The sequence below is a fragment of the Shewanella sp. ECSMB14102 genome (assembly GCF_000813075.1).
In the GTDB taxonomy this organism is placed as follows: Bacteria; Pseudomonadota; Gammaproteobacteria; order Enterobacterales; family Shewanellaceae; genus Shewanella; species Shewanella indica.
This window is the reverse complement of sequence record NZ_JWGX01000009.1, coordinates 37,533-57,654: the sequence shown is the minus strand read 5'-3', so window position 1 is coordinate 57,654 and position 20,122 is coordinate 37,533. Positions and strand designations below refer to the sequence as shown.

The following is a 20,122-nucleotide window of genomic DNA, read 5'->3' as shown; positions in this document are numbered from 1 at the left end:
GTCAATGATGAAACAGATGATGACCCAAACTGCCGATACCCTCAAAGACCTCTATCGGGCTTTGCCTTCCATGGATAGCCTGCTGGCCGAGCCAGCGCTGGCTCCGCTGCTGAGCCGCTTTGGCAAGGCCGCCGTCAAACAGGCGTTGGATGGACAACTTCGGCTGGCAAGAGCCGGGATAGGCCGTGAGCAACGCCTGCCCGACTGGTGTCACTCACACCAAGCCTTGTATGGCATTTTGGTTGATCAGCTGTCCAGCGATTATCGCCATAGTTTACGGCCGGTATGGAACCTCACCGGCACCCTGCTGCACACCAACCTGGGACGGGCGCAGCAGTCCGAGGCGGCCATAGAGGCCGTCACTTCTGTGATGCGTTACCCGACCCCACTGGAATTTGAGCTGCAGGCCGGCAAGCGCGGCCATAGAGACAATGCCGTCAGCTCACTCATTCACCGCCTCACCGGCGCCGATGCCTGCTGTGTGGTTAACAACAATGCCGCCGCCGTGCTGTTGATGTTGTCGGCGGTGGCCACAGGTAAAGAGGTGATAGTTTCCCGCGGCGAGCTGGTGGAGATAGGCGGCGCCTTCCGGATCCCCGACATCATGCGTCAGGCCGGGGTTACTCTGGTAGAAGTGGGCAGCACCAACCGAACCCATCTCAGGGATTACGAACAGGCGATAACCGAAAACACCGCCGCCATTATGAAGGTGCACACCAGTAACTACCATATTCAGGGCTTTACCGCCTCGGTGGAAGAGTCGCGGCTGGCGACCTTGTGCCGCGAGCATGATATTTCGCTGATCTCGGATCTCGGCAGTGGCTCGCTCACCGACTTGCGCCGCTTCGGGCTCAAGCAGGAACCTACTCCGCAGGCGATGCTGGCCGATGGGGTCGATTTGGTGAGCTTCTCCGGCGACAAGCTGCTTGGTGGCCCTCAGTCCGGGCTGATTGTCGGTAAACAGTCGCTTATCAATAAATTGCAAAGCCATCCGCTCAAGCGGGCGCTGCGCTGCGACAAACTGATTCTGGCGGCGCTGGAAGCCACACTGATCCACTATCTCAACCCGGAAACCCTGGATACTGAACTGCCTATGATGGCCAAGTTCGGCCGCAGTCAGCAACAACTCAAGCTGCTTGGCAGTCGTTTACACCAGGCGTTGCAGCCCCTGTTTGCCCCCGGCTATCAGCTGGAGCTGGTGGAGTGCCGCACCCAGGTGGGCAGTGGCTCACAGCCGGATACCTTCCTGCCTTCGGTGGCGCTGGCGTTCAGCGCCAATCCGGGGGCTAGCCTGATTGAGCTTGAGCAACATTTCAAGCAGGCCGAGCGGCCGGTGATCGGCCGGATCAGTAATGAGCAGTTGCTGCTGGATCTGCGCGGGGTAGACGATGAAGCCGAGCTGCTGGCCGAGCTGAGCACCCTGGGAGTATCGCTGTGATCCTGGTAACTGCCGGCCATGTAGACCATGGCAAGACCAGCCTGATTCGGGCCCTGACCGGGCAAAATACCGACAGATTGCCGGAAGAGAAACGCCGCGGCATGACCATAGATCTGGGTTATGCCTTTATGCCGTTTGCCGACGAACAACGGCTGGCCTTTATCGATGTGCCGGGTCATGAAAAGTTTATCAATAACATGCTGGTGGGCGTCAGTCATGCCAGGCACGCGCTCTTGGTGCTGGCCTGTGATGACGGCGTGATGCCGCAGACCCGTGAACACCTGCAAATTTTAGCCATGTTGCCGCTTAAGAGCCTGACACTGGTGCTTACCAAGAGTGACCTGGTGGAGCGGGCCCGCATCGATGAAGTGGTTGCAGAGAGTGAGGCGCTGCTTTGCGAGTTTGCCCTCAAGGCCTCCGGCGTCTTTAGCGTTTCGGCCAGTAATGGCCAGGGGATCGACTCGCTCAGAGAGCATATTCTGGCGCTGGCATCGAGCGAGCTGCAGCTTGAGAAGGCTTGTATTGCAGCAGACGCGCAGCAGGCCTTTCGCATGACCCTGGATCGGGCATTCAGCGTTAAGGGCGCCGGTTGGGTGGTCACTGGCACAGTGATCAGTGGCAGTGCCAAGGTCGGTGATAACCTCTACAGCTCGGGTCAGAAAGACAAGCTGAGGATCCGCGGCATTCACTGCCAGGGACAGGAGTCGCAGACGGCGTTGCCGGGCACCCGCGTTGCCCTCAATCTCAGTGGTGTCGATAACCACAGAGCGCCGCAGCGCGGCGATTGGCTCAGCAGCTTGCCACAGCCGGATGCCTGTGGTCGCCCTGTGGTGCAGATCCGTGCCTTTGAACCTGTGACTCACTGGCAGAGCGTACATTGCCACCACGGCGCCGAGCATACCCTGGGACGCATATCCCAGTTGACAGAGGCTGATGAGCGCGGCTACAGCCTGGCTGAGCTGGTGTTGGATAAGCCGTTGTTATTATGTCAGGACGACCCCATAGTACTGCGTCACGCCAGTGGCAAGCACACCCTGGGTGCCGCCAGAGTGCTGGCGCTGACTGTACCCAATCGCAAGAAACGCACCGAAGAGCGGCTCGCTCTTATTGGCTGTCTCGCCGATGCCGAAACTCCGGCTGCCGCATTGGCCCACCTCGGTCGGCAACAGGCCTTGGCCGTGGCTGATTTGGCCTGGCGTTGGCAACTGACTGAAGCTGGTTTGACCCGACTCATTCAGGAAGCCGGACTCAGCCGCCACGGCGGCTTCCTGTTGGCACCTGAACTGCTTGAGGCCGAGCAGCAGCACTATTTGTCCTTATTGGAGCAATACCATCAGCAGCACCCGGATCAATTGGGGTTGGGGCGTAATCGCCTGCTGCGTATGAGTCACAGTAAGTTCCCCTTGCCACTTGCCAGTTTGATCCTGGAGCGCCTCTGTCGCGATCGCCGCATGGTACTGCGCGGCGCCTTACTGCAGTTGCCACAACACAGAATGACTTTGGATCCCCAAGCCGAAGCTTGTTGGCAGCGTTTATCTCCCTGGCTCGAGCAGCAAGATACCCCTGTGTGGGTAACTGAGATGGCCGAATATCTTGAGCTGGATCCGGGCGAACTGCGGCCGCTGTGCTTCCAGTTGGTGCAACAGGGATTTATCACCGCAGTGGTGAAAGACAGATACCTGCTCAGCAGTAAGTTGTGCCACTACGCGGATCTTATTCGTGGTCATTTAGACCAAAAGGGGCAACTGGAAACCGCCGAGTTCAAGGCGATGATAGGTCTTGGCCGCAAGGTGAGTATCCAACTGTTGGAGTTTTTCGATCGCAGCGGTTTTACCCGCAGGAAATATCGCAGTAACAGTCGGGAGATCCGGGACGCTGAACTTTTCTGGTCCCATGAAGATTGGCGGAAGAACATAGGAGTCGAACCTACCCGGGACTGCTGGCAGCCCCACCCGGATTTGAAGTCCGGACGCCTCACCGGAGACGACGTTCTTCCATCGAAAGACACAAGGATAATAGAAAATGAATTCAGTTGAAGCAACCCTGTTTTTATTTACTTTATGAGTTTGTGATATAGCTCTTATTTTATTTTAAAGTCTGTAAATTTTTATTATTTAGATAGGTTCAGAGGGTACTTATGGATTATTATTCGCATGACGTTGTCACCGAGAAACAAGTCACCCTTATGGAACAAGGGCAGGCTTCTGAATTAACTGACTACTTAGCGAACGAAGTGAGAATCGCCCTGGTCTATAACGGCATTGCCCACACGGTAATGTTAGCCAGTCCGCAGGATCTCGAAGCCTTTGCTATCGGCTTTACCCTGTCGGAGCGCATAGTCAGAAATATAAATGAAATCAAGGGTATTGAGCTTGAGCACACCGAAGAAGGTGTGCTGGTTCAGATTGAGATAACCCAAAGATGTTTTATGGAATTAAAGCAACAAAGACGCAATATGGCCGGTAGGACCGGTTGTGGACTTTGCGGTGTTGCCCAACTTGAAGAAGCGGTTAAACCTGTTATTCGAGTTGATGATGGTGCCGAGTTTAATATCAATAATTTAAAGGTTGCTTTGAGTTTTGTTAAGGATAATCAACAGCACTTTAAATTAACTGGTGCCACCCATGCTGCCATGGGTTTAAATAAAGATGGGCATATTATTGATGCCTATGAAGATATTGGAAGACATATAGCACTGGATAAGTTAATCGGTGCCTTTTCACAGAAAAATGCCGAGCGGCCAATCGCGGTTTTATTGACCAGCAGAGCCAGTTTCGAGATGGTGCAAAAGGCTGCCAGTGCCAATATTCAGATTCTTTTTGCCATGTCCGCCGTGACCTCACTGGCGTTGGAGTTGGCCGAGAAGAGCAACATCACGCTGGTGGGCTTTTGCCGCAACGGTCGTGCGACGCTCTACACCCATGGTCACAGACTGACGGGGTTGAGCCGCGATCGCCTGGCCAAGGCCATTTAAGTAAGTAGAGACAAAGTCCTCACGGGACTTGTTCGCCCTTTCTTTAGCACAGCGTCTACTGTCTGCTCGTCATCGTTGTTAAACACTCTTGTGACCGGTCGGAACTCAGTTTCGGCCGGTCTTTAGTGCTTTGACTATGACAGACAGCCGGTCGTTTGCTGCACTCCAGCGGTTTTATCGCCGTAAAGGCATGAAATAAGGTGCGACAGGTCAGTTGCTGTGGGCTGTTTGTTCGCACCTTACAAAATGGTTGACGGACACGCCCGTGTCCGTTTTGGCAAGGTCTCGTTCATTAGGGTAATGACATGACATGGCAACAATTTAAACAACAATATCTGGTCCGTTTCTGGGCCCCCATGCCGGCGGTTATCGCCGCCGGTATTCTTTCCACTTACTATTTTGGTCTTACCGGTACCTTCTGGGCCGTGACCGGCGAATTCACCCGCTGGGGTGGGCACTTGTTGCAAATGCTTGGTGCTGAGCCGGAAACCTGGGGTTATTTCAAGGTGATAGGTTTGGCCGGCACGCCGCTGGATCGTATCGACGGCATGATGATTATCGGCATGTTCGGTGGTTGTATCGCCGCGGCGCTATGGGCCAATAACGTCAAGCTCAGAATGCCACAGAGTCGGGTGCGTATCATGCAGGCCCTGGTTGGCGGCATCATAGCCGGCTTCGGTGCCCGCTTGGCCATGGGTTGTAACCTGGCGGCCTTCTTTACCGGGATCCCACAGTTCTCGTTGCATGCCTGGTTCTTTGCGTTGGCCACTGCTGCCGGTTCCTACTTTGGCGCCAGGTTTACCTTGTTGCCCATGTTCCGCATTCCGGTGGCGCTGAAGAAGGTCACCAAGGCCAGTTCGGTCAAGCAGGATGAAAACCAGGCCAGACGGCGCTTTCGGATCGGTATGCTGGTGTTTATCGGCATAGTCGGTTGGGGACTCCTGACCCTGTTCAATGCGCCCAAGCTAGGTATCGCCATGCTTTGCGGTGTCGGTTTCGGTCTACTGATTGAAAGGGCACAGATCTGCTTTACCTCGGCATTTCGCGACATGTGGATCACCGGCCGTACCCATATGGCTAAGGCGATCATTATAGGTATGGCGGTCAGTGCCATAGGGATTTACAGCTATGTGCAACTTGGGGTTTCACCCAAGATCATGTGGGCCGGTCCCAACGCGGTTATCGGCGGCTTGCTGTTTGGTTTCGGCATAGTGCTGGCCGGCGGCTGCGAAACCGGTTGGATGTACCGCGCCGTGGAAGGGCAGGTACACTTCTGGTGGGTTGGTCTGGGCAACGTTATCGGCTCCACCATTCTGGCCTACTACTGGGACGACTTGGCCGAACCACTGGCCACCAGTTGGGACAAGGTCAACCTGCTTTCCAGCTTAGGGGACAAGGGCGGCTTGTTGGCCACCTATCTGATGCTGGGCCTGGCATTTGTCGCCATGCTCGCCTGGGAAAAACAATTCTTCGCCCGTAAAGCCAAACGGGATGCTCAACTGACTGCGGAGGCCGCGTAATGAGCCAATATACTCCTGATTATCAATTAGATATGGTTGGTGAACCCTGTCCATATCCCGCTGTTGCCACCCTGGAGGCTATGCCCCAGCTCAAGCCCGGTGAAATTCTGGAAGTGATCAGCGACTGCCCACAGTCGATCAACAATATTCCGCTGGATGCCAAAAACCACGGCTACAAGGTGTTGGAGATAGAACAGAACGGCCCGACGATCCGCTATCTGATTCAGCGCTGAATTAGTATCAATTTCCGCTGTTTCAATTGTTATAAAACGCTGCTTTTGCAGCGTTTTTTTATGCGGGTTTAATGGTGGGCTATTGCGGGAGCCAGGCATCTGGATATGAGCGGCATTCGACTTTCAAGCCAGCTGAAAGTCGTGCGCCGATGGCCGCCATGACTCGATGCCAGATTTGCACTGAACCGAGTTAAAGGCAAATATAAGCTGTGGTTCGGCTCTTCCCTACATCAAGGAGCAGTAATGAAACAGGTTATTTTTGATACTCCCGGACAACCGGAAGTGCTCTATTTGGCTGATGCCGAGATCCCTACTCCCGGCCCGGGGCAGGTGTTGATCAAGGTGGCGGCGGCCGGAGTCAATGGCCCGGATTTGGCACAGCGCAAGGGCAACTATCCGCCTCCGGCAGACGCTTCCCCCGTGTTGGGGTTGGAAGTGGCCGGCGAGATAGTGGCATTGGGGCAGGGCGTAGACCAATGGCAAAATGGGCAAGCGGTCTGTGCCCTGGTGCCTGGCGGTGGTTACAGTGAGTATGTGCTTACCTGGGCGGGGCATTGCTTGCCTGTGCCCAAGGGCTGGAGCCTGGAAGAGGCTGCAGCGATTCCCGAGACTTTCTTTACCGTGTGGGGCAATCTGTTTATGCGAGCCGGGTTGCAGCCAGGTGAGACAGTGCTAATCCACGGCGGCTCGGGCGGTATCGGCAGTAGCGCCATTGCCCTGGCCAAGGCTTTTGGTGCCAGGGTACTGGTGACTTCCGGTAGCCCGGAGAAATGTGCCTGGTGTCGGCAACTGGGGGCTGAGCTTGCGATTGATTACCGCCGACAGGACTTTGTCGAACCTGTAATGGACTGGACCGAGGGCAAGGGGGTCGAAGTGGTGCTGGATATGGCTGGCGGCGACTTTGCCAACAAGAATCTCAAGGTACTCGCCTCTGATGGCCGCATGGTGTCTATTGCCATGCAAAGGGGGGCCAGGGCTGAAGTGGATATCTTTCGCCTGATGGCCAAGCGCATTGTTTGGACCGGCTCGACTCTGAGGCCTCAAAGCGTCGCGGCCAAGGCGGCGATTGCTGCCGAGCTCAAGGCCAAGGTCTGGCCGTTATTGAATGAAGGCGCCCTTAAGCCACATATCTTTGCCAGCTTCCCGCTGCAAGACTGCATTGCGGCACACCACTTGCTGGAATCCGGCAATCACTCGGGCAAGGTGGTACTGACACTGAAGTAAGTAGCTACTGACGCGCCACTCCCTTTGGCTGCTGAATATTCCTTCGGCAGCTTTTTCTTCGTCGTCGCTGGTTGGCTGTAACATGCAGCCTTAAGGCGTTTGCGTGCAAAATTCAACTTGCCCTGATGAAAATTTAGGCTAAAGTCCTTTGTGAGAGCACTCTAGGGTGCTGTCATGAAAAATTAATCGTTATTTAGTTGGAAAAATCACGGTTTGCAGCATTGATTCTCGGAAAGATTCTGTAAGAATACGCACTTGAAAACGCCACCTTCCAAAGGTGGAAACCTATTGTGGCAAAGTGAGCAGTAGTGCGCTTCTTTGGCCGAAAAACTTTAGGGAAGGCGCGAGCAAGTCCAGGCACAAAGTGCAGCGACTTATTGGCAACTTCTCTGGTGTATGTGTTGATTTAAGGGTATTGGCATATATGTATAACACTGCAAAGAAACAAGTTTGGTATGGCGAGCTCAGAACCGCACGTGGCAATGCTATCGTCGTCCATGACAATCAGTTACCCGAGGCATCTCCTGGACGTATCTACCTGTTCAACTCTCAGCGCAATGCGATTATTGAATATGTGGAAGATATAGTTAAACCCAACTTGCATGATCTGGGTGAGGATGAAGCCAAGGCTGCCGAGCGTGAGTTCGGTAGTGCATTCAAAGCGGTCCGCAGCGAGTTTATGCAAAAGCAGCAGGCCAGAGTCAATCTGAACAACGTCAAAGACAGCGCTCCCGCGCGTAAGCCCAAGCCGGAACCTGAGGTCGAGGTTGAAACCGACAACATGGGTGATGATTTCGATGACGATTGGGATGACAGCTTCGACGACTGATATCCCTATACCCGGCCGTCCGTCTTCAGTTTACTGAAGCGGTGGCCCGGGTATACCGGACAGTCGAATACTGACATTATCTATTGGATAGCCGATTATTCTTTATCGAAGCTATCGACTATGATGGCGCCCATAGAGGCCGGCATGGCGATCAACAGGGTGCGTTTCAGCGCCAGTAAGGGATCGCTCAGTAATGGCCATTTATCCAGGGCCAGCAAGACGACACTCACCACCAGCAGGGTCAGGGCATAAGCCAGCAGGATCCGCAGCCAAAACACCCACACCCTGGCCTTGATGTTGGCCTGAAACACACTCTGATAGGCAAACAGGGCGATAAAGCTCAGGCTCAATACCACCACCAGTACCAGATTTACTACCGGTAGATTGGCCGCCAGCATCCAGGCTTCCTCGGAAAAGGAGATGGGCACGGACAAGGCAAAGGCGCCTATGCTGATCTGGCCGAGATCCTCGGCGTTGAAATAGAGTTTGGTCATGCCTGGGTATCGAACTCGTAGCGGCTCAAATGATGATAAATTTGTCCGGGGGCTATCCAGGGATCGCCGTGCAGTTGTGGCTGATTGGCAGCGTCCGGCAGCATTTGTGGCTCGAGACAGACGCCCTGCCAGGCCTTCAACGCTTGGCCCTTACGACCCTTGGTCCCTTCTAGCCCGGCGCCTGTGTATAGCTGCACTCCGGGTTGGTTGGTGTACAGCGTTAGGCCGCGGCCGGATAGCGGTGCGCTCAGACGACCCACACGCCAGAGCTCATCTTTCTGTTGCCGGCTGATAAAGCAGTGATCCAGCCCTTGGCCGGCGGCCAGTTCCGGCTGTCCCAGCAGTGCTTTGAGAGTCTTGCCCTGGCTGAGATCCAACATGCTGCCTTGGGTATCGACTATGCCGCTGGGAATGCCTTCGGAATCGGTTGCCAGGACTCTGCTGCTATCGAGTTGCAAATGGTGCTCAGCGATATCCGCCCGGCCATCGAGATTGAAATAGCTGTGCTGAGTCAGGCTCACCGGGCAGTCCTGGCTGCTTGAGGCCATAAACTCCACAAACAGGTTGTTGCCCGCCAGACGATAGTCCAATTGCACCCGGCATTCACCGGGAAAACCCATGTCACCGTCCGGGCTTATCAGGCTGAGGCGTACCCCATCCGGCAGCGTGCCCAGTTGCCACTGGCGCCGATGAAAGCCTTCGTGGCCGCCGTGCAGGCAGTGGCCGTTGAAGTTTTTGTCCAGAGAAAAAGTCTTGCCCAGGCCGTGAATTTGCCCTTGCTTGATACGATTGGCGTAACGCCCGACAGCCGCGCCCAAACAGGCGTCCTGATCCAGATAATCGGCTGCAGAGTCACAGCCAAGCACGATATTGGCGCGCTCACCATGGCGATCCGGCGCCCACAGTGAGCGAATAATGCCACCGAGACTGAGCACTTCCAGCGCCAGAATGCCATTGTCGATTCTGACCCTTTCTATTTGGCCGCCGCGGGGATCTTCCCAACTGTCGAGTGCGCTGAAACGTATCATCTGCTAGTTCCTTTTGGCTTTAGGTCTACAACTCAGTCCAGGCGGCAGGCTCCGTCGCTGGGGCTGCACAGGTAAACACTGACCTCCAGCTCGGTTTTGGCCGGGTATTGCTGCTCGACGGCGGCAATCACCTTGTCGGTCAACTCATGTTCCACCAGGGCGATGACGCAGCCGCCAAAGCCCTTGCCTGTCATCCGTACTCCGCCGCGTTCGCCGACGACGTCGGTTATCAATTCCACCAGGGTATCTATCGCTGGATGGCTGATTTCAAAGTCATCGCGCATCGAGCGGTGTGATTCGGCCATCAGTTTACTGAGCCTGGCGATATCGCCCTGCTCCAGGGCGCGGCAGGCGCTCTGGGTGCGTTGATTTTCACTGATCACATGGCGGGCACGGCGAAAGGCAACCGGATCCAGTTCATCCTCGGCGCTTTGCAGCGCCCTGAGCGACAAGTGGCGCAGGGTATCCAAACCGAAATGTCCTGCCACCTGCTCGCAATGCAAGCGGCGCTCACCAAACTTTTTGTTGTGAGCGATGGAGGGTAGACCGGAATTGATGATCAGCAGACTGAGATCGTCGGGGAAGGGCACGCTTTCGCAGTCCAGATCCAGGCAGTCTATAAGCAGCGCTGACCCGGCTTCGGCCATGGCACAGGTGATCTGATCCATGATGCCGCAGCTATGGCCGACATAGTGGTTTTCACCCCGCTGCGCCAGTTGCGCTATGGCCAGCGGTGACAGATGCAGTTGACTGGTGTCATTGATGGCGGTGCCAAAGGCGATTTCCAGCGAGGCCGACGAGGCTAATCCGGCGTTGGCCGGTACATTGCCGATCACCGCCAGATCCAGGCCGCGGGCAGGTAGGCCGCTCTGGGCCATGGCCGAGGTAAAGCCCTTGAGGTAGCTGACCCAGCCCTCATCCTCGTTCATGCTGCCTTCATTGCCATAGTGCCATTCAAAAATGCCGGGAAAGGCACCTGATACGGCGCGGAACTTGTCGTCGTCACGGCGCTTGACCGCGATGACTGTGTGAAAGTTGATTGCCGCCGGTAGCACCAGACCTTCGTTATAGTCTGTGTGTTCCCCGATAAGGTTGACCCGACCGGGGGCCTGATATAAAGCATCGGGCTTGGTGCCGAAGGTTTTGACAAAGAGTTTGGTAACGCTGGGGGCAGGATTCGACATGCTCTTATGGATTCCGCAAAAAAACGCTCGAACAGCAACATAAATGACTGCTTTTCTGTTGTTATATCATTTCTGTCTCTGAGGTGTAAGTGAGATTTTTATCCAGGTTGCATTCCAGGATAGATTGAGGGGGTATTCGGGAAGATGAAAGGAAAAGCCTCACCCGCTGCCGGACAGAGTGAGGCTAAATGATACTAAGATATCAGGATGCGGCTTTCTTGGCGTCGGCTTCCTTGACGGTTTCGGCCGCCAGCAGTTCACAGACCACATGCTCGACAAAACCGGCACCTGCGGCCTCATAGAGGTTGTAAACACTGTGGACGCCGGATTCGCGCAGCGCCACACCCTCATCACCATATTGCACAATCGCGCTGATTTTTCCTTGGTAATTCAGTTTCTTAAGTTGCTCAACTGCAAACATATTGCCCGCATGATACGGCATCGCCAGCAGCACAAGTTCAAGCCCGGGAGCCCGGTCGAGTTTTTCCCAGAAGTCGGTATCCGAAGCATCGCCTTGTACTACGTTACGCCCTTGCTCGCGGTGGAAATCCACCAACTCCTGTTTGTGTTCAATCCCCAGGATCTCACCATCGAATCTGGCCTTGAGTTCATCATAGGCACCAGAGCCTATGCGCCCCATCCCCAGAATAAGGAAGCGCGGATTGCCCACGGGGATCTGTCTGTCTTCCGGATGCAGTGGGTGCTTCTCGAGCTTGACCAGTTTCTGTTGGTACTTCTGGTAGATGTTGCCCACCATGGCGTTGAGTGGTGCCGCCAATACAAAACTGAAGCTCAGTGCCACGGCAATGATTACCAGCCACTGAGAGGGTAGCCAGCCTTTGCTGGTAGCCACGGCAGCCACAATCAGACCGAACTCACTGAAGTTACCCAGGTTGAATGAGCCCAGCATAGAGGTGCGCGAGCGCAGTTTGAAGCGGGTGAGGATATAGACAAACAACAGGATTTTCAGCGGGATCAGTGTCACCAGCAGCACAGCCAGCATAATATCTGTCACGCTCGGCAGACCGTTGAGACCTATGGTGAGGAAGAAGGCCACCAGAAACAGTTCTTTAAAGTAGAACAGCGACTTGGCCAGCTCGGACGCCTTCTTGTGTCCTGCCAGCAGGATACCTATGATCAGCGCGCCAAGATCCGGTTTCAGCCCCACAGATTCAAACAGCCAGGCGCCGACCACCAAAGCCATCACCAGGCCGAAGAGTACCAGGAGTTCACCGTGGCCGACCTTATCAAAGGCTCTGTATATCAAGGGTTTGGCTAAAGGTAATAACAGGAGTGCCAGCGCCCATATCGAGGGAAACTCCCCCTTGGAAATGGTCAGGAACAATACCGCAAAGATATCCTGCATGATCAGAATACCTATGGCGACCCGGCCGTAGAGGGATTGCATATCGCCCTTGTCTTCCAATACCTTGACCGCAAATACAGTACTGGAAAAGCTCAGGGCAAAGGCCAGCAGAGTCAGCTGTTCCACCGTGAGATTGGTCAATTGCACCAGGCCAACCAGCCCCAGCAGTTTGAGAATGGGGACAAAGATCACCATGGATAACATCAGGTGCAGGCTGGAGCCGGCCCAGACTTCGGCCTTGAACAGGCTGCGGATATCCAGCTTGAGGCCTATGGCAAACAGCAGCAGGGTAACCCCTAAGTTAGCCAATTCGTTAAGCATTGGCAGGCTGTCATTGTCTACCCCTAAGGTATAGAGTACAAAGCCGGCGGCCAGATAGCCGATAAGCGGTGGTAAATTGATGCGGTTGACCAGCATGCCGCAGGCCAAGGTAATAACAAGAATTGCTGGTTCCATTTTTATTCTTTTAGGAAAAATGATGGCTATTAGAAGGTTATTCTATAAGAAGAGCATTAAATTTAAATAAAAAAGCGAACTTATCTGCTGATAAGTTCGCTTTTCCAGAAATGTCAGTACTAACGCACTAGTTTTTGAGCAAAATGTCCAAGTGGGCGGCAAACTCTTTCGGGCCCATGAAACCTGTCACTCTCAGCTCATTTGTTAGCTGGCCTTGCTCATCGATAAACAGCAGTGTCGGCAGCCCCAGCACATCATAGGCTTCCAGCAGGGCGACATCGGTTTCATCCATGGCGGTCACATCGGCCTGCAGCAGCACCATCTGTTCCATCCGCTGTTTAACCTCGGCATTCTTGAAGGTGATCTGCTCAAACTCCTTACAGGCCACACACCAATCGGCATAGAGATCCAACATTACCGGCTTGCCGGCGGCCTTGGCATCTGCCAGTTCGGTCTTGAAATCCTCAAGTGACTTGATGCGCTTGAAGGTATGATGCTCGGTTTGTGGCTGCCCCATGAAGTGGTAGCCCATGGCGCTCATTACCGCCTGGAAGCCATAGGAGAAACTCGACAGCAACAGCAGGGTCAGGATCACGCTGCGCATTGTCTGTTTCCAGTTGAACTGGCTCAGCTTGTTCTGGTGCATCAGGTAGCCAACAAAGACGATGGCCCACACAGACCACATGAGATCCGACACCAATCCAGGCCAGATACGGCCCAGCATTATGATGGACACGGCCACCAGCAGGAAGCCGAACACATGCTTGATTATGTTCATCCAGGTGCCGGCGCGCGGCAGCAACTTACCGCCCGAGGTGCCTATCAGCAGCAGCGGCAGACCCATGCCCATGCTGAGAATATAGAGGGTCAAAAAGCCCTGTAGCAGATCGCCGGTTTGTGCCACGTACACGAGTACCGCCGATAGCGGCGCCGTGGTACAGGGCGAGGCCACCAGGCCCGAAAGCACACCCATGACGAACACGCCCAGCAGATTGCCACCCTTTTGCTTATTGGAGAGGCTGTTCATCTTCTGTTGCCAACTGGCGGGCAGGCGCAGCTCATAGAGGCCAAACATAGACAGACTGAGTACCACAAACAGTATGGCTATGGTGATAAGCACAGCCGGGTGTTGCAGCGCCGCCTGATACTTGAGACCGGCCGAAGCCACCACCAGCCCCAGCAGCGAATAGGTAATTGCCATCCCCTGCACATAAGCCATCGACAGGGTAAAGGCCTTGCCGGTGGAGACTTTCTGCCCCTGGCCGACAATGATCCCCGACAGAATGGGATACATGGGGAACACACAAGGGGTCAGCGCCAGACCTATCCCCAACACGAAGAAGGTCAGATAGTTGAGGAGGGTGCTGTCGCCGGAGAGCAGCTTGTCCAGCAGGTTATCCTGTTGGGTTACCGCCTGGCCCTTGGGAGCCGGCGCTTTTGCATCGGCACTCTTGTCGGTATCGGGCAGTATGCCATCATTGGCCGCTACAGGTTTAAGCAGGGCGTCTCTGGTGGTCGGCGGGAAGCAGAGTTTGCCCTCGGCGCAGCCCATAAAGGTGACGGATAACTTGGCGGCTTCCCCTGCCTCTTTAATGGCAACTGGAATTTCGATAAAGGAGTAGTACACCTGCTGCTCACCGAAATACTCATCCGTGTGGCCCTTGCCCTGGGGCAGGGCTATCTCGCCCAGTTCACCGCCATCTATGCTGAACTTGAGTTTGTCGCGGTACATGTAATAGCCGTCGGCTATCACCCAACTGAGCTTGACCTTATTGCCTTGCTGACTAAAGTCGAAGGCAAAGGCCTGATCCACAGGCATCAGCTCAGGTTCACTCTTGAGAAAATCGAATTGCTTGTTACCAAAGATCCCATCGGCCTGAACCAGCGGGCTGAGAAGCAACAGGCTGCCTAGCAGCAGGGTAAGTATTTTCTTCATAGCTTAGTGTTGTCTTTTATCCAATCCAGATAGGCGGGCAGCCCATGACTGATGGGCACAGCAATAATTTCAGGTACTTCATAGGGATGCAGTTCGAGTAGTCTCTGCTCCAGCCTGGGGTAGGCGCTGGCCAGACATTTGAGCTGCAGACTGACTTCAGTCTCCTGGCAGAGTTCGTCCTGCCAGACATAAAATGAATCCACAGTCTGACTCACCTGAGCACAGGCCACCAGCGACTCGCGCACCAAGGTTGCCGCCAGGCTCTTGGCACTGTCTGTATCCGGGCAACTGCAAAAAACCAGCAGCGCTTGTTGAGATTTTATGTCCATAATGAGCGGGTTAAATTAAACCTGACTTAAGCCAAGGGGATTAAAATCGAGCGTCTACTTTACGTGTTTTGCCGCAGGCTTGCATTAAGGCTTTGCTGAAACAGTGAGCTTAAGCGCCAAACCCGTTGCAGGCTGCGGACTTGAAATCAGACCGGGTTATCCCCATTTAGTTTTCAACTACTGCAAAAAATGAGGCCTACATGCCATTTCTGATAATGTTGATCATCTTTGTGCTGATCCCTGTCGTCGAACTCTCGGTACTTATCCGGGTCGGCGAAGTCCTGGGCAGCTGGAACACAGTGGCATTGGTGATCCTCACCGCGGTGGTCGGTGTTTCTCTGGTTCGCAGCCAGGGCGTGAGTACCTTGATGTCGGTACAGAAAAAGTTGGCCGTTGGTGAAGCGCCGGGGCAAGAGATAGTCGAGGGCATGATGCTGGCTATGGCCGGTATTCTGCTGCTTATACCGGGGTTTGTTACCGACCTTATCGGCCTTATTCTGCTGACCCCTATCACTAGGGCACCGCTGGCACGTTATTTCTATCAGCGGATGCAGCTCAAGGTGGTTACCGGCGCCCAGTTCAGAGCCGGTGCCAACCCCTTTGAACCACCTCATCAAAGAGGTCAGGGTGGGGATGTATTTGAAGGTGAATTTGAGCGCAAGGCCGACCCTTCCGATAAGCGTCCCGAGAGCCATCAGCTGGAAGAAGAGAGCCATCAGCTGGAAGAAGAGAGCCATCAGCCGGGTGGAGAGAGCCCTCGGCGAAGTGAAAACAGCCATCAGCGAAGTGAAAAAGGCCATCAGCCGCAGGATACGGAAGATAAAACAGACCAAGATGATAGTCGGCCCGGTAGCGCAGGTGATCGGCACAAACACTGATAAAAAAGACCTTCCGCTCGGAAGGTCTTTTTTATTCACTCTTCATAACTTGCAGCGCTGACTGGAAAACATTTATCACTCATTTATCGCTATGCCAGTGGCTATCGCGGCACTTGAATGAGTGCGCCGTAGCAGTGGCCGCGGCGTCAGTTTAAGGATGCTGTCGCGGCAACTACTGCCGTGCATACTCTCAGCTTTCTGGAGTTGCCAAGTGCTTATCCCTCATTGGGGCAGGGGGATTTGATTTTTTGCGGTTCGCTGATATTGCTGGCCAGATAATAGCTGGCAATACCCATGAGTATGTTGGTTACCGGCAGCGCCAGCATTAGGCCTTTTACCCCACCGAGGAAGGCGCCCAGCGCCGCCAGTGGTAGCATCAGCAGGAACAGGCGGCACAGATTCAGTACCAGCGAGGCCATGGGCCTGTGGTAGGCGTTGAGCGAGGTGGCCACTATGATCACCACGCCAAGAGGGCCGTAAGCGGCGGGCAACACCAGAATATAGAAGCTGAGCCATTCCAGCACTTGCGGATCGGTAGTGAACAGGGCGGCAATCTGCGGCGCCAGCAGCGCCAACGGAATATACAGCAGGGTCTGGAACAGGAGCACAAACTTCAGCGCCAGCAGCAATGCCTCGCGGGCGCGCTCCTTCTGACCAGCGCCCAGATTCTGGGCGATAAAGGGCACCAGGCTGGAAGACAGCCCCATCACCACAATCAGCAGCACAGACTCCAGCCGGGTACCGGCACCGAAGGCGGCCACCGCGGCGTGATCTATCCTGGCCAGCATCGCCATCATCACGGCATTGGCCAGGGGGTTGATCATATTCATCAGCGCCGCCGGTTGGGCGATATGGGCCAGCTGTTTCCAGTTATCGACAAAGCGACTTAAACACCAGCCCGCGGCCACCAACATATGGCGTTTGGCCACCAACAGATAACTGGACAGCGACAGTGCCATTAACCAGGAGATCAGGGTCGCCACGGCGGCGCCTTGAATTTCCAGCCTGGGAAAGGGGCCGATACCAAAGATAAGCAGCGGATCGAGGATCAGGTTAATCAGCGCCGCCAGCGACAAAATCGCCGCCGGGGAACGGGTATCGCCGGTGGCCCTCAGGCCCTGATTACCCACCATCAACAGCACCAATAGCGGCGCCCCCAGATACCAGAGGTTCATATAGTCATGCACCAGCGGCAGTATGTCGTCTTTGGCGCCGAGCAGGGAAAACAGCGGCTCGATAAACAAACTGCCCAGCAAGGAAAGCCCGGCAGTCAAAATAAAGGTCAGCAGCAGGGCATCATGCAGAAACACCTTGGCTTTGGGGGCGTGCCCGGCGCCTATCAGGCGGCCAAGATTAGTGGACACACCGGCGCCTATGCCGATGGCAATACTGGATACCACCAGGGTCACAGGGAAGGTGAAGCTGATCGCCGCCAGCGCCTCTGTGCCCAGCTTACTGATGAAGTAGGTGTCTACCAGATTGAAGCCCAGCACGGTGAGGATCCCTAACATGTTGGGAATACTCATATTAAGCAGTACACGACCTATCGGCTGACTGAGCAGCCCGTGTCTGTCTCTCATGGCCCGTATCTGCCTCTTGTGAAATGGATGAAGGAAATCGTGCGGAAGCGCGATTCTAACAGGATTGCCCCGGCTTTAAAAAACGAGGGTCAAAAATTTTCAAAAAATTTTGAGCTGTCCCCTTGGAAGTGCCAAATACGGCCCCCATATAAGCCAACATCAAGCGGCTAAAGCCAATTGGCTTGGTCGCCTTTTACATCAACCATGAACCGCCTCATATTGGGCAAAAATCATTAGGAGAATCCATCGATGAATATTCGTCCATTACATGACCGCGTGATCGTCAAACGCCTGGAAGTTGAAAGCACTTCGGCCGGTGGCATCGTACTGACCGGCAGCGCAGCCGAAAAGTCTACCCGTGGTGAAGTACTGGCTGTTGGCAATGGCCGCATCCTCGAAAACGGTGACATTAAGCCATTGGACGTGAAGGTAGGTGACGTAGTGATCTTCAACGAAGGTTACGGTGTCAAGAAAGAGAAGATTGACGGTGAAGAAGTCCTGATCCTGTCAGAAGCTGACCTGATGGCCGTAGTGGAATAAACCACTCACAACCATTAAAGACCTTCCAAAGTAATCGAAAAATTTAAGGATAATCAACATGGCAGCTAAAGAAGTAAAATTTGGCAATGACGCTCGCGTAAAAATGCTGGCGGGCGTGAATGTTCTGGCTAACGCAGTTAAAGTCACTCTGGGCCCTAAAGGCCGTAACGTCGTTCTGGACAAGAGCTTCGGCGCACCACTGATCACCAAAGACGGTGTTTCAGTTGCCAAAGAGATCGAACTGGAAGACAAGTTTGAAAACATGGGCGCGCAAATGGTTAAGGAAGTTGCTTCCAAGGCCAACGACGCTGCCGGTGACGGTACCACTACCGCCACAGTACTGGCTCAGGCTATCGTGACCGAAGGTCTGAAGGCCGTTGCCGCCGGTATGAACCCAATGGATCTGAAGCGCGGTATCGACAAGGCTGTAATCGCCGCCGTTGCCGAGCTGAAAGCCCTGTCTCAGGACTGCTCCGACTCCAAGTCTATCGCTCAGGTAGGTACCATCTCTGCCAACTCTGATGAGTCTATCGGTGAAATCATCGCCACCGCGATGGAAAAAGTGGGCAAAGAAGGCGTGATCACAGTTGAAGAAGGTCAGGCGCTGGAAAACGAACTGGACGTAGTTGAAGGTATGCAGTTCGACCGCGGTTACCTGTCTCCTTACTTCATCAACAAGGCTGAAACCGGCTCTGTTGAACTGGACAACCCATTCATCCTGCTGGTTGACAAGAAGATCTCCAACATCCGTGAGCTGCTGCCTATCCTCGAAGGCCTGGCCAAGACGGGCAAGCCACTGTTGATCGTTGCCGAAGACGTTGAAGGCGAAGCCCTGGCGACTCTGGTAGTGAACAACATGCGCGGTATCGTTAAAGTGGCTGCCGTTAAGGCGCCTGGTTTCGGTGACCGTCGCAAGGCCATGCTGCAGGATATCGCTATCCTGACCGGTGGTACTGTTATCGCCGAAGAGATTGGCCTGGAGTTGGAAAAAGCCACTCTGGAAGACCTGGGTACCGCCAAGCGCGTGGTTATCACCAAAGACAACACCACCATCATCGATGGCAGCGGTGAAGAGTCGCAAATTCAAGCCCGTGTTGCCCAGATCAAGCAGCAGGTTGAAGAATCGACTTCCGATTACGACAAAGAAAAACTGCAAGAGCGTATGGCCAAGCTGGCCGGCGGTGTTGCGGTAATCAAAGTCGGTGCCGCTACCGAAGTGGAAATGAAAGAGAAGAAAGCCCGCGTTGAAGATGCGCTGCACGCTACCCGCGCCGCCGTTGAAGAAGGTGTGGTTCCTGGGGGCGGTGTTGCCCTGGTTCGCGTTGCCTCCAAGATTGGTGAGCTGGACGTGAGCAACGAAGATCAGAAGCACGGTGTGGTTATCGCCCTGCGCGCCATGGAAGCCCCACTGCGCCAGATCGCTACCAACGCAGGTGAAGAAGCCTCTGTTGTCGCCAACAACGTCAAGAACGGCAGCGGTAACTATGGTTATAACGCCGGTAACGACACTTACGGCGACATGCTGGAAATGGGTATCCTGGATCCAACCAAGGTTACCCGCTCTGCGCTGCAGTTTGCGGCCTCTGTAGCCGGTCTGATGATCACCACCGAAGCCATGGTAGCCGAGCTGCCAAAGGAAGAGGCTGCGCCTGATATGGGCGGTATGGGTGGTATGGGCGGAATGGGCGGCATGATGTGATCCTAGCGGGTTAAAATCGTCTATAGCGGCGTTATCTTGACACTCGTTTAGTTCACTAAACGTCGCGGCAAGATGCCTGGCTCTAAAACGATTTTTCCTGCGCTAGACGTAATGTCGGTCTTAAGCTCAGAAGCTTAGAACTTAAAAATAAAAGCCCCGATACTTAACCGTATCGGGGCTTTTGTTTATTCCGAGAAAGGAAAAGGCCCGCGCATCGAACACGGGCCTTTTCCATTTCAGCGGTTTCTGCCGAGGGCGGGGGAGTGGTTTGGGTTTGGAATGGCTTCCGGCTGATTGTGCCACTCATTGCCTGCCGCAGGCCTTATGCATATGCACCTCAGTGACACGCTGTGAATACGTCCTTGTAAGCTCGGCGCCAACATCCATGTTAGCGACGGTCACTGATGCGCATAT

Annotated in this window: 17 protein-coding genes, 1 tRNA gene and 1 pseudogene; 10 read left to right on the top strand and 9 right to left on the bottom strand. The window is 54.5% G+C overall.

Annotated features, from left to right (window positions below; translation table 11 throughout):
- Positions 1-16 precede the first annotated feature (16 nt).
- A complete protein-coding gene (gene selA, locus RC73_RS04475) occupies positions 17-1,438 on the top strand; it encodes an L-seryl-tRNA(Sec) selenium transferase (protein WP_039033576.1) in 1,422 nt (473 codons plus the stop codon).
- Positions 1,435-3,246 (top strand): annotated as a pseudogene (gene selB / locus RC73_RS21465) (selenocysteine-specific translation elongation factor); the annotation flags it as partial. The gene selA and the pseudogene selB, both read left to right, overlap by 4 nt.
- Here the strand turns inward: selB and RC73_RS21085 are convergent.
- Both RC73_RS21085 and RC73_RS20455 read right to left on the bottom strand, forming a co-directional pair.
- The gene (locus RC73_RS21085; protein ID WP_235369961.1) at positions 3,166-3,333 is read right to left on the bottom strand and encodes a hypothetical protein; all 168 of its coding nucleotides are present in this window, start codon (positions 3,331-3,333) and stop codon (positions 3,166-3,168) included. The pseudogene selB and the gene RC73_RS21085 sit on opposite strands and share 81 nt — an antisense overlap.
- 6 nt (positions 3,334-3,339) lie before the next feature.
- Positions 3,340-3,434 (bottom strand) — tRNA-Sec (locus RC73_RS20455).
- Positions 3,435-3,575: 141 nt separating this feature from the next.
- Here RC73_RS20455 and fdhD point away from each other — a divergent pair.
- From fdhD to RC73_RS04445, 5 genes are all read left to right on the top strand, one after another.
- Positions 3,576-4,412, top strand: a complete 837-nt coding sequence (gene fdhD / locus RC73_RS04465; RefSeq protein WP_039033516.1) for a formate dehydrogenase accessory sulfurtransferase FdhD — start codon at positions 3,576-3,578, stop codon at positions 4,410-4,412.
- Between the two features lie 305 nt (positions 4,413-4,717).
- On the top strand, positions 4,718-5,932 hold the full coding sequence (gene yedE, locus RC73_RS04460) for a selenium metabolism membrane protein YedE/FdhT (protein ID WP_039033515.1): 1,215 nt from the start codon (positions 4,718-4,720) through the stop codon (positions 5,930-5,932).
- The gene (gene yedF, locus RC73_RS04455; RefSeq protein ID WP_025010175.1) at positions 5,932-6,165 is read left to right on the top strand and encodes a sulfurtransferase-like selenium metabolism protein YedF; all 234 of its coding nucleotides are present in this window, start codon (positions 5,932-5,934) and stop codon (positions 6,163-6,165) included. Before yedE ends, yedF begins: the two co-directional genes overlap by 1 nt.
- 243 nt (positions 6,166-6,408) lie before the next feature.
- Entirely contained in the window at positions 6,409-7,389 is a 981-nt protein-coding gene (locus RC73_RS04450; protein WP_039033514.1) for an NAD(P)H-quinone oxidoreductase, read from the top strand.
- Positions 7,390-7,813: 424 nt separating this feature from the next.
- On the top strand, positions 7,814-8,218 hold the full coding sequence (locus RC73_RS04445) for a hypothetical protein (RefSeq protein ID WP_039033513.1): 405 nt from the start codon (positions 7,814-7,816) through the stop codon (positions 8,216-8,218).
- Positions 8,219-8,313: 95 nt separating this feature from the next.
- On the opposite strand, the gene RC73_RS04440 is transcribed toward RC73_RS04445, so the two are convergent.
- The 6 genes from RC73_RS04440 to cutA form a co-directional block, all read right to left on the bottom strand.
- Entirely contained in the window at positions 8,314-8,712 is a 399-nt protein-coding gene (locus tag RC73_RS04440) for a DUF2391 family protein (RefSeq protein WP_039033512.1), read from the bottom strand.
- The gene (locus RC73_RS04435; RefSeq protein WP_039033511.1) at positions 8,709-9,740 is read right to left on the bottom strand and encodes an aldose epimerase family protein; all 1,032 of its coding nucleotides are present in this window, start codon (positions 9,738-9,740) and stop codon (positions 8,709-8,711) included. Before RC73_RS04435 ends, RC73_RS04440 begins: the two co-directional genes overlap by 4 nt.
- 32 nt (positions 9,741-9,772) lie before the next feature.
- Positions 9,773-10,924 (bottom strand): galactokinase, encoded by a 1,152-nt coding sequence (galK, locus tag RC73_RS04430; RefSeq protein WP_039033510.1) that lies wholly within the window; start codon positions 10,922-10,924, stop codon positions 9,773-9,775.
- A 202-nt stretch (positions 10,925-11,126) separates the two neighbouring features.
- Positions 11,127-12,746, bottom strand: a complete 1,620-nt coding sequence (locus RC73_RS04425) for a cation:proton antiporter family protein (RefSeq protein WP_039033509.1) — start codon at positions 12,744-12,746, stop codon at positions 11,127-11,129.
- Between the two features lie 127 nt (positions 12,747-12,873).
- Positions 12,874-14,682, bottom strand: coding sequence for a protein-disulfide reductase DsbD (locus RC73_RS04420; RefSeq protein WP_039033508.1), 1,809 nt, complete (start codon positions 14,680-14,682; stop codon positions 12,874-12,876).
- Complete coding sequence (gene cutA, locus RC73_RS04415) at positions 14,679-15,011, bottom strand: divalent-cation tolerance protein CutA (RefSeq protein ID WP_039033507.1); 333 nt, start codon at positions 15,009-15,011, stop codon at positions 14,679-14,681. Before cutA ends, RC73_RS04420 begins: the two co-directional genes overlap by 4 nt.
- 200 nt (positions 15,012-15,211) lie before the next feature.
- Here cutA and RC73_RS04410 point away from each other — a divergent pair, with 200 nt between their 5' ends.
- Positions 15,212-15,889, top strand: a complete 678-nt coding sequence (locus tag RC73_RS04410) for an FxsA family protein (RefSeq protein WP_082014242.1) — start codon at positions 15,212-15,214, stop codon at positions 15,887-15,889.
- A gap of 215 nt (positions 15,890-16,104) precedes the next feature.
- Here the strand turns inward: RC73_RS04410 and RC73_RS04405 are convergent, their stop codons facing one another.
- Positions 16,105-17,469 (bottom strand): MATE family efflux transporter, encoded by a 1,365-nt coding sequence (locus RC73_RS04405; protein WP_039033506.1) that lies wholly within the window; start codon positions 17,467-17,469, stop codon positions 16,105-16,107.
- Positions 17,470-17,718: 249 nt separating this feature from the next.
- Here RC73_RS04405 and RC73_RS04400 point away from each other — a divergent pair, with 249 nt between their 5' ends.
- Together RC73_RS04400 and groL are read left to right on the top strand one after the other, a co-directional pair.
- Positions 17,719-18,009 (top strand): co-chaperone GroES, encoded by a 291-nt coding sequence (locus tag RC73_RS04400; RefSeq protein WP_025010152.1) that lies wholly within the window; start codon positions 17,719-17,721, stop codon positions 18,007-18,009.
- Between the two features lie 58 nt (positions 18,010-18,067).
- Entirely contained in the window at positions 18,068-19,708 is a 1,641-nt protein-coding gene (gene groL / locus RC73_RS04395) for a chaperonin GroEL (protein WP_039033505.1), read from the top strand.
- Positions 19,709-20,122: the final 414 nt, after the last annotated feature.

Excerpts from the sequence above, each read along its gene's own strand:
- fdhD (WP_039033516.1), top strand. The coding sequence starts at position 3,576 with ATGGATTATTATTCGCATGACGTTGTCACCGAGAAACAAGTCACCCTT.
- RC73_RS04400 (WP_025010152.1), top strand. The coding sequence starts at position 17,719 with ATGAATATTCGTCCATTACATGACCGCGTGATCGTCAAACGCCTGGAA.
- selA (WP_039033576.1), top strand. The coding sequence starts at position 17 with ATGATGACCCAAACTGCCGATACCCTCAAAGACCTCTATCGGGCTTTG.
- RC73_RS04420 (WP_039033508.1), bottom strand. The coding sequence starts at position 14,682 with ATGAAGAAAATACTTACCCTGCTGCTAGGCAGCCTGTTGCTTCTCAGC.
- RC73_RS04445 (WP_039033513.1), top strand. The coding sequence starts at position 7,814 with ATGTATAACACTGCAAAGAAACAAGTTTGGTATGGCGAGCTCAGAACC.
- RC73_RS04425 (WP_039033509.1), bottom strand. The coding sequence starts at position 12,746 with ATGGAACCAGCAATTCTTGTTATTACCTTGGCCTGCGGCATGCTGGTC.
- yedE (WP_039033515.1), top strand. The coding sequence starts at position 4,718 with ATGACATGGCAACAATTTAAACAACAATATCTGGTCCGTTTCTGGGCC.
- cutA (WP_039033507.1), bottom strand. The coding sequence starts at position 15,011 with ATGGACATAAAATCTCAACAAGCGCTGCTGGTTTTTTGCAGTTGCCCG.
- RC73_RS04410 (WP_082014242.1), top strand. The coding sequence starts at position 15,212 with ATGCCATTTCTGATAATGTTGATCATCTTTGTGCTGATCCCTGTCGTC.
- galK (WP_039033510.1), bottom strand. The coding sequence starts at position 10,924 with ATGTCGAATCCTGCCCCCAGCGTTACCAAACTCTTTGTCAAAACCTTC.
- RC73_RS04440 (WP_039033512.1), bottom strand. The coding sequence starts at position 8,712 with ATGACCAAACTCTATTTCAACGCCGAGGATCTCGGCCAGATCAGCATA.
- RC73_RS04435 (WP_039033511.1), bottom strand. The coding sequence starts at position 9,740 with ATGATACGTTTCAGCGCACTCGACAGTTGGGAAGATCCCCGCGGCGGC.
- yedF (WP_025010175.1), top strand. The coding sequence starts at position 5,932 with ATGAGCCAATATACTCCTGATTATCAATTAGATATGGTTGGTGAACCC.
- RC73_RS04405 (WP_039033506.1), bottom strand. The coding sequence starts at position 17,469 with ATGAGAGACAGACACGGGCTGCTCAGTCAGCCGATAGGTCGTGTACTG.
- RC73_RS21085 (WP_235369961.1), bottom strand. The coding sequence starts at position 3,333 with ATGGGACCAGAAAAGTTCAGCGTCCCGGATCTCCCGACTGTTACTGCG.
- groL (WP_039033505.1), top strand. The coding sequence starts at position 18,068 with ATGGCAGCTAAAGAAGTAAAATTTGGCAATGACGCTCGCGTAAAAATG.
- RC73_RS04450 (WP_039033514.1), top strand. The coding sequence starts at position 6,409 with ATGAAACAGGTTATTTTTGATACTCCCGGACAACCGGAAGTGCTCTAT.